Below are 6,466 nucleotides of genomic sequence, written 5' to 3' on the forward strand. Positions count from 1 at the left end.
TCTGATTTAAAAGGGAAATTTGGTTCGCGTCGGCCGGAAAGCCGCGTCAGTACTGGATGGACCTACCGTCGAAAATTGCACGGCAATCAAACAGACCCCGATGAGTGCACTATTTCGATAAAGGAGTCGTTTTACATAGGTCGATGAAGCGCGTTGCGGCATCGCCTACTGTCATTTCTCAAATCTGACTATGGGGCTTGGGGCGAAGGGCGGCACTGACTAGGCTTAGAACAGCTACCAACTAGCCGCGCGGCCGCGATGCACAAAGAATGGTAACTGAGCCGTGAGTGCGGTGGGCGCCCGCATTTATTTCCAAACCCTACAGATACATCGATCTTCGACTTCAACCGGGCAGATAGGGGTCGTCTCAGAAAACGGAAAATAAAGCACGCTAAGCGTGCGTGGAGGCTGGCACCCAGCGGTACAGCGTCGGAATGGACACGCCGAGGTTCTTGGCCACGTCCTTGGGCGGCACCCCGCTGGCCAGCAGCTTCTTGGCCGACTCGATCTTGCTGTCGGTCATCTTCGGCTTGCGGCCGCCTTTGCGGCCGAGCTGCTTGGCGACTTCCAGCCCGGCGCGGGTGCGCTCGACGGTCAGCTCGCGCTCCATTTCGGCAAGGCTCGCCATGACGTGGAAGAAGAACCGCCCGGATGGTGTGCCGGTGTCGATGGAGTCGGTGAGGCTCCTGAACTGGACACCGTGCTTGTGCAGCTCGCCGACCAGATCGACCAGTTGCTTGACCGACCGGCCCAGCCGGTCGAGCTTCCAGACGACCAAAGTATCGCCTTCGCGCAGCATTTCGAGCGTCTTGGCCAAGCCAGGCCGGTCTGCCCGCGTGCCACTCACCTTGTCCTCGAAGACCTTTTTACATCCGGCCTTGCTCAAGGCTTCGCGTTGCAGCTCCAGGTTCTGATCCTGCGTCGAGACGCGCGCATAGCCAATCAACATGGCTTGTCTCGCGCCCGGTCGATGCGTTCCTGCATCGCCTGCATCACTTCTTCGTGGGTGTACGATCTGGCGTTGGCGTCGGTGGCTTGCCGCAGGGCTTCCTCAACCTCGCGCGTCATCCGCTCGTAATCCTCCGGCCACAGCGCTTGCTCCATGCGCAGCGACGCCTGACCCAGCAGGTGCAGCAGGCTGAACAGCCGCATGTCGTTGGTGGCGACGATGCGCTCCCGAATCTGCTCCTGAATAGCTTCGCTAGCCCGATGCGCTTGTGGTGTGGCAGTCCCCTCGTAGTCAGCGGGGAATTCCGCTTCCTCGGCAATCCTTGCCCAGGCGCTGGCCAGCGCCTCGATGGTTGACGTGCTCATTTCCGCCGCTCCTGTGCTCTTTGGCGAATCAACCGGCCAAGGGGCCTCGACGCGAAAACCAGCAGCATCACGCCTATCGGATACCAGGTCGAGAAGACCACCAAGGCATCGAAGGCTGGCCGTCCGGTGTTGGTAGGCAGTACGGCGGTCACAGCCATCAACCCGCCGACCGTCCAGATGATGCGCCACACGTAGGGCATCACGCGGGGCACGTAGCCGTCATCGAAAGCGGTCTGGTAGTAGCGGCGCAGGCCGCGCTCGGCAAGCGCCTGGCGCTGCCGCTCCGACAGCGCATCCGTCCGGCCATACCAGCGCCGGAATGGTGGACAGCGCAGCAGCAAAGGGGTGAAGAGGATCATCACCGCCACGATCGCGACACCCCACGCCATGACGGCGCCGGCATCGGGCCGCTTGGCGTTCTCGATCACGGGCGCGAAGACGCCCGGAGCACCGATCATCCAGAACAGCGCAATGTGCTGATGGAAGGAGAGCTTCATTTGCTCATCCACTTGCGCAGCAGGCGCTTTTTCAGGGAGGCGCGTTCTTGCGGGTTGCGTCCCTTGTGATTGGCGATGCGATCCGCCGTGGCGGCCTGGCGCTTGACGGGCCAGTAGGAGCGGCCATCCTTGCCCATCGACCAGACGCTGCTGGCCTGGTTTTCCAGCAGGGGCAGATGGGCGCTCAGGGCTTCGGGCGACGCGCTGGTCAGCGCCGTGCGCTCACGGGTGCGCCAGCGCTGATGCCAGAGCTTCTTGTCCTCGCGCTCGCTGCCGCAGGTCGTGTGCCCGACGATGGGTGTTTTGCGGCGGCTGCGGCTCATAACGTAGTGGTCTCCAAGAACATTCAGGACTGATCCCAGGCGTCGATGGTCAAGACCTGATCGGCAGGACAGGCGGCTACGCGGTCGGGAACTGGATGGTGTTCAGTCTCATGCCGACCCCATTCGATTGATCGCGTCGCTTGCGGCACGCTGCGACGCAAGGAGGTTTGCGACCTGGTTTAGCAGCCGTGTCCGCTGCATGTCTGTTACCTATCTCCCCGACCGCTCATTGGACCAACTCCAGAGATTGGGCTCTATCGCTCAGCCAATACGAAACCGGCATTGGCTGATGCCACAACCGAGACGAACACAAATGGCTCGGTACCTGTATTTCGCGCCCCGTGCACTTGGCCCGGTCTTGCCACGGCTATCTCACCTTCCCTGAGGGCACGAACAATCCCATTGCCCTGAAAGTAATCAGCCATTCCCGACAAAACAGTCCACGTGTCTTGGCCGTGAGGATGAATGTGAGCCGCAATTTCCTGCCCGGGATGGACATGCCAAACCACGATAATTGAGTCTCGGGTTTCAAGCACAACGGAACGAATAGGCTCGCCTTCGGACGGCTGAACATACTCGGCTACAGAAAATATTCTCGATTCAACAGTCATCGGAGATCCCTCTTTCACAGTGCCCCCAGACAGGCTGGATATGAGTTCTAACTCGAATTTGAACGGGAGGCTGGTCGTGCGGTCGTGCAGTTGCCGATGAGCGTGTCGGCTGCTGCCTCCTTGCCCACCAGCGAACTCACGTCCGTTGCGGCCATCCAGAAGGTCTTGCCCGAGCGCGGCTCATAGGTCGCGGGATCGAACACGCCAGAGGGGCCGAACATCGGCGGCTTGATTGGTCATGGCTCCATGCCTTTGTCGTTACGGTCTTCATCGTCGGCATCCTGACGCACGGCGGGCAATTGCTGGAGCAACGCCGGCAGCCATTTCTGTACCGTCTCCCACACCACATCGAGGTTGATGTCGAAATAGCCGTGAGCCATGCGATTACGCATATTGCGCATGCTGCGCCACGGCACGTCGGCATGCGCCTGGGTGAACTCGACGTAGCCATCCATCACCTTTGTGGCCGCCTCGCCGATGACGATCAGGCTCATGATGACGGCCTGCTGGGTGCGCTTGTCGGCCAAGAAGTCGTCCTTGGCCATCCCTTCCACGAAGCTGCGCGCATCGGTTGCGGCCTGCTGAATGTGGTCGAGGTAATCGGGCAGGCGGTTCTCGCTCATATCGGTTGCGCCTCCGCGAGCACCTTGGCCCGGAACTTCGGCGGCAGGTCGCCGGGAGTCAGCAGATCGACGTCAACGCCGAGCAGCGATTTCAGTTCTTCTTCCAAATCGCCCAAGTCCAACAACGTGGCACCGGGCAGCGCATCGACCAACAGGTCGAGGTCGCTGCCATCCCGGTCGGTGCCATGCAGCACCGAGCCGAAGACGCGCGGGTTCGCGGCGCGAAAGCGGCCTACCGCTTCACGCACTGCGCTTCGCTTCATGTCAAGCACAACAGACGGTCGCATGGGCATCCTTTCTTATCGAAACTCGTTGAGATGATATGCAATCAAGAATAGAATTTCAAGAACTATTTTCGAGAATCGCAATGCCTTGATTCCCGTGCCGCGCCGTGTCGTTTTCAGAAGGCGACTGCATGAAATATCAGGAGTCGGCTGCACTGCCAGAACTGGCCGCCTGCAAGGCAGCGTAGAGAGCGGTTTTTCCTACCTTGAGGCGTGCGGCGGCCTCGCGGACATTCAAGCCGTTGGCGACAAGCTCCCGCGCTCGTTGCAACTTGTCGGCAGTGACAACCGGCTTGCGTCCGCCTTTGCGCCCGCGTGCGGCGGCAGCGGTCAACCCGGCCTTGGTGCGCTCGCGGATCAGGTCGCGCTCGAACTGGCCCAGCGCACCGAACACATGGAAGATGAGCCGCCCGCCCGGCGTGGTGGTGTCGATGTTTTCAGTCAACGAGCGGAAGCCGACGCCCCGTGCTTCCAGCTTGCCGACCGTCTCAATCAGGTGCGGAACGGAGCGGCCAAGCCGATCCAGCCGCCAGACGACCAGCACATCGCCATCGCGCAGATAAGCCAGCGCATCGGCCAAGCCGGGCCGGTCTGCCTTGGCCCCGGATGCCGTGTCCTCGAAAACCCGTTCGCAGCCTGCATTGCGCAGCGCATCCGTCTGCAAGGCGGTGTCCTGTTCCGCCGTCGATACCCGCGCATAGCCGATGAGTGCCATTTCCGCCCATTTGTCCGTTATACCGTCCGCCTATCTTATTGTCCGTCATCCCGTTGCGAAAGATGTTTTCGGACAGGCGTCCGGTTTGGCCGCCTAATGATCGTTTGACGGACAAGGCGGCTGGCGTCAGCCGAAAAGCTCGCTGTGCGAGCCAAGCCGCGCCAGGCGCAGGATGTCGGGATCGGACTTGCGGTAGATCAGCAGCAGGTCGGGCTTGATGTGGCATTCACGGTAGCCCGCCCAATCGCCGGAAAGGTCGTGATCGCGGTAGCGCGCATCGAGGGGCTGATCGGTCGCCAGCGCGACCAATACCGGCTTGAGCGCGTCATCGAGCGTGGCGCGGTGCTGGCCCTTGGCCTCGCGCTTGTAATCGCGTTTGAACGCGGAGGAACGGTCAATCGTCCGCATGCAAATCCGCCATCAGATCGTCCACGCTGGTGAACTTCTTGCCCTTGCCCGCTTCCAGTTCGGCAATGGCCTTCTTGGTGGTGGCATTGGGCACCTTCACATCGAAGGGCAGGCGGTGTTCGTCGGCGATGCGCAGCATCAGCAGGCGGATGGCGTCGGAAATCGACAACCCCATTGCTTCGAGCGCGCTGGCGGCACGCTCCTTGGTGTTGGTGTCGATGCGGGCGCGGACGTAGGTGTCGGCAGTGGTACTCATGGTAATTCTCCGGGAACGATTCAGATACTCACATTGTAGTCACAATGCGACCACATAACAAGGCCGCATCGTGCAGGGGAGTTCTGAGCAATTCCGGCCCCCTTGCGGTACTTCGTGCATAGGACTGCTGACACGGCCCGTTCAGAAGTCGGCTGCACACCGGTCGGCCTGCCCCGCGAACTGGTGCAGTCGTCTTCTGAAAATGACACGCCGGTTGCCTTGGCGGGCTTGTCACAAACCTACGTTTTCAAGAAGAAGGAAACCGCATGCCCCGCCGTTCGATCCTCTCCGCCGCCGAGCGCGAAAGCCTGCTGGCGTTGCCGGACACCAAGGATGAGTTGATCCGTCACTACACGTTCAGCGAAAGCGACCTCTCCATCATCCGGCAGCGGCGCGGCCCGGCCAATCGGCTGGGCTTCGCGGTGCAGCTCTGCTACCTGCGCTTTCCCGGCGTCATCCTTGGCGCTGATGAGCCACCGTTCCCGCCATTGCTGAGACTGGTCGCCAACCAGCTCAAGGTCGGCATCGAAAGCTGGGACGAGTACGGGCAGCGTGAGCAGACCCGACGCGAGCACCTGGTCGAGCTGCAAACGGTGTTCGGCTTCCAGCCGTTCACGATTGGCCACTACCGGCAGGCTGTCCAGTTGCTGACCGAGCTGGCCATGCAAACCGACAAGGGCATCGTGCTGGCCAGAGCCTTGATCGAGCACCTGCGGCGGCAGTCGGTCATTGTGCCCGCCCTCAACGCCGTCGAGCGGGCGAGCGCCGAAGCGATTACCCGCGCCAACCGGCGTCTCTACGACGCCTTGGCTGAGCCGCTGACGGACGTGCATCGCCGTCGCCTCGACGATCTGCTCAAGCGCCGCGACAACGGCAAGACGACGTGGCTGGCCTGGCTGCGGCAATCCCCGGTCAAACCGAACTCGCGGCACATGCTGGAACACATCGAACGCCTCAAGGCGTGGCAGGCGCTCGACCTGCCCTCCGGCATCGAGCGGCTGGTTCACCAGAACCGGCTGCTCAAGATCGCCCGCGAGGGCGGCCAGATGACGCCCGCCGACCTGGCGAAGTTCGAGCCGCAGCGGCGTTACGCGACCCTGGTGGCGCTCGCCATCGAGGGCATGGCCACCGTCACCGACGAAATCATCGACCTGCATGACCGCATCCTGGGCAAGCTGTTCAATGCCGCCAAGAACAAGCATCAGCAGCAGTTCCAGGCATCCGGCAAGGCGATCAATGCCAAGGTGCGGCTGTTCGGGCGCATCGGCCAGGCGCTGATCGAGGCCAAGCAAGCGGGCCGCGATCCGTTCGCCGCCATCGAGGCCGTCATGTCCTGGGATGCTTTCGCCGAGAGCGTCACCGAAGCGCAGCGGCTCGCGCAACCCGAGGACTTCGATTTCCTGCACCGCATCGGCGAGAGCTACGCCACGCTGCG

Annotated in this window: 11 protein-coding genes; 1 reads left to right on the forward strand and 10 read right to left on the reverse strand. The window is 61.9% G+C overall.

Annotation, left to right across the window (positions count from 1 at the left end; translation table 11 throughout):
- Positions 1 to 391: 391 nt before the first annotated feature.
- From QZ994_RS18005 to QZ994_RS18050, 10 genes are all read right to left on the reverse strand, one after another.
- Positions 392 to 949, reverse strand: coding sequence for a recombinase family protein (locus QZ994_RS18005; RefSeq protein WP_004118524.1), 558 nt, complete (start codon positions 947 to 949; stop codon positions 392 to 394).
- Positions 943 to 1,314: a hypothetical protein gene (locus tag QZ994_RS18010; RefSeq protein WP_003100853.1), complete on the reverse strand. Its 372-nt coding sequence runs from the start codon at positions 1,312 to 1,314 to the stop codon at positions 943 to 945. The genes QZ994_RS18005 and QZ994_RS18010 overlap by 7 nt, the downstream gene beginning before the upstream one ends.
- Positions 1,311 to 1,811 carry a hypothetical protein gene (locus QZ994_RS18015; RefSeq protein ID WP_003100856.1) on the reverse strand — a complete coding sequence of 167 codons (501 nt, stop codon included), beginning with the start codon at positions 1,809 to 1,811 and terminating at the stop codon, positions 1,311 to 1,313. The genes QZ994_RS18010 and QZ994_RS18015 overlap by 4 nt, the downstream gene beginning before the upstream one ends.
- The gene (locus tag QZ994_RS18020) at positions 1,808 to 2,134 is read right to left on the reverse strand and encodes a hypothetical protein (RefSeq protein WP_003100858.1); all 327 of its coding nucleotides are present in this window, start codon (positions 2,132 to 2,134) and stop codon (positions 1,808 to 1,810) included. The genes QZ994_RS18015 and QZ994_RS18020 overlap by 4 nt, the downstream gene beginning before the upstream one ends.
- Before the next feature lie 254 nt (positions 2,135 to 2,388).
- Positions 2,389 to 2,745 (reverse strand): cupin domain-containing protein, encoded by a 357-nt coding sequence (locus tag QZ994_RS18025; protein WP_003465043.1) that lies wholly within the window; start codon positions 2,743 to 2,745, stop codon positions 2,389 to 2,391.
- A 236-nt stretch (positions 2,746 to 2,981) separates the two neighbouring features.
- Positions 2,982 to 3,368: a DUF86 domain-containing protein gene (locus QZ994_RS18030; RefSeq protein ID WP_290876233.1), complete on the reverse strand. Its 387-nt coding sequence runs from the start codon at positions 3,366 to 3,368 to the stop codon at positions 2,982 to 2,984.
- Positions 3,365 to 3,655: a nucleotidyltransferase gene (locus tag QZ994_RS18035; protein WP_001247892.1), complete on the reverse strand. Its 291-nt coding sequence runs from the start codon at positions 3,653 to 3,655 to the stop codon at positions 3,365 to 3,367. The genes QZ994_RS18030 and QZ994_RS18035 overlap by 4 nt, the downstream gene beginning before the upstream one ends.
- Before the next feature lie 136 nt (positions 3,656 to 3,791).
- On the reverse strand, positions 3,792 to 4,367 hold the full coding sequence (locus QZ994_RS18040) for a recombinase family protein (RefSeq protein WP_027477877.1): 576 nt from the start codon (positions 4,365 to 4,367) through the stop codon (positions 3,792 to 3,794).
- A gap of 126 nt (positions 4,368 to 4,493) precedes the next feature.
- Positions 4,494 to 4,775, reverse strand: coding sequence for a type II toxin-antitoxin system YafQ family toxin (locus QZ994_RS18045; RefSeq protein ID WP_017518825.1), 282 nt, complete (start codon positions 4,773 to 4,775; stop codon positions 4,494 to 4,496).
- The gene (locus QZ994_RS18050) at positions 4,762 to 5,031 is read right to left on the reverse strand and encodes a type II toxin-antitoxin system RelB/DinJ family antitoxin (RefSeq protein WP_017518824.1); all 270 of its coding nucleotides are present in this window, start codon (positions 5,029 to 5,031) and stop codon (positions 4,762 to 4,764) included. The genes QZ994_RS18045 and QZ994_RS18050 overlap by 14 nt, the downstream gene beginning before the upstream one ends.
- Before the next feature lie 266 nt (positions 5,032 to 5,297).
- Between QZ994_RS18050 and QZ994_RS18055 the strand changes: the two genes are divergently transcribed.
- A partial coding sequence (locus QZ994_RS18055) for a DUF4158 domain-containing protein (RefSeq protein ID WP_290876894.1) occupies positions 5,298 to 6,466 on the forward strand: 1,169 nt, incomplete at its 3' end.

This window comes from Aquabacterium sp. (assembly GCF_021768455.1).
GTDB lineage: Bacteria > Pseudomonadota > Gammaproteobacteria > Burkholderiales > Burkholderiaceae_C > Aquabacterium.

Bases quoted from the DNA above. Each gene is read 5' to 3' on its own strand.
- QZ994_RS18005 (WP_004118524.1), bottom strand. From the start codon at position 949: ATGTTGATTGGCTATGCGCGCGTCTCGACGCAGGATCAGAACCTGGAG.
- QZ994_RS18010 (WP_003100853.1), bottom strand. From the start codon at position 1,314: ATGAGCACGTCAACCATCGAGGCGCTGGCCAGCGCCTGGGCAAGGATT.
- QZ994_RS18015 (WP_003100856.1), bottom strand. From the start codon at position 1,811: ATGAAGCTCTCCTTCCATCAGCACATTGCGCTGTTCTGGATGATCGGT.
- QZ994_RS18020 (WP_003100858.1), bottom strand. From the start codon at position 2,134: ATGAGCCGCAGCCGCCGCAAAACACCCATCGTCGGGCACACGACCTGC.
- QZ994_RS18025 (WP_003465043.1), bottom strand. From the start codon at position 2,745: ATGACTGTTGAATCGAGAATATTTTCTGTAGCCGAGTATGTTCAGCCG.
- QZ994_RS18030 (WP_290876233.1), bottom strand. From the start codon at position 3,368: ATGAGCGAGAACCGCCTGCCCGATTACCTCGACCACATTCAGCAGGCC.
- QZ994_RS18035 (WP_001247892.1), bottom strand. From the start codon at position 3,655: ATGCGACCGTCTGTTGTGCTTGACATGAAGCGAAGCGCAGTGCGTGAA.
- QZ994_RS18040 (WP_027477877.1), bottom strand. From the start codon at position 4,367: ATGGCACTCATCGGCTATGCGCGGGTATCGACGGCGGAACAGGACACC.
- QZ994_RS18045 (WP_017518825.1), bottom strand. From the start codon at position 4,775: ATGCGGACGATTGACCGTTCCTCCGCGTTCAAACGCGATTACAAGCGC.
- QZ994_RS18050 (WP_017518824.1), bottom strand. From the start codon at position 5,031: ATGAGTACCACTGCCGACACCTACGTCCGCGCCCGCATCGACACCAAC.